We start from the raw sequence: 743 nt of genomic DNA on the forward strand, positions 1-743 counted from the left end.
GTCCCGTAGATGGCGCCGTCGAAGATGGGGCGTTGCAGCAGCACGCCAGCTTCCGCGTCAGTCCACTGCGGGAGAACGGTGGAGGCGGCAACACCGTCGGCGGCGTCCGCACCATCGGGTACCCGAATGACCGGCACCCCCGTCAGCGTCACGGCCGCCGCCAGACCCTGAGCACCTAGCCTCGCCTTCTCGGGCGGCAGGGGCTGGACTTCGGCCCGATTCTGATCTCGCTCCTCCAGCCGACGGTCAATGCTGGCCGTCAGGATCTCCCACCGCGAGCCGATCCTGCCATTGACGCGCCAGAAATCGACCAGCTCGTCCAGGTCCTGCGGGCGGCCGGTGAAGCCCTTGGCATCGGCGCGTTCAACTGCATCGACGAATGCGGTAGGATTCTCGACCCCGCGGGCGGTGACAAAGCGACTGACCTGGTTGTCGCCCAGGTCTTCGAGGGCGACCACTCGGTACCCGGATGTGGCTCCGCCTTGGACACGCTCCGTCCGTACAATGTCGCTATCCAACGCATCGCCGCTCTCGTTCGTCCGTGTATTGGTGTCCGGTGACGGATGCGGCAGCAGCTCGACGCACAGGCTCAGGTCGGTCGCAGGTCGCCAGGCGCTAATGCGGCCGGTCAGCACGATGTGGGCGCGGGCCTTCGCCGCGCCTAGCACGCTGGCGAACTTTCGGATCGCGATCTGGAAATCGCCAGGATGACGCAACCGTGCCTCGTCCACGGAGTCGAGAAG

At 66.5% G+C, this 743-nt stretch carries 1 pseudogene; it reads right to left on the minus strand.

The annotated features are described in order from the left end of the window. Positions 1–743, minus strand: a pseudogene (locus EN749_RS38085) (hypothetical protein); the annotation flags it as partial.

Source organism: Mesorhizobium sp. M7A.F.Ca.ET.027.02.1.1 (assembly GCF_004022985.1).
Taxonomy (GTDB): domain Bacteria; phylum Pseudomonadota; class Alphaproteobacteria; order Rhizobiales; family Rhizobiaceae; genus Mesorhizobium.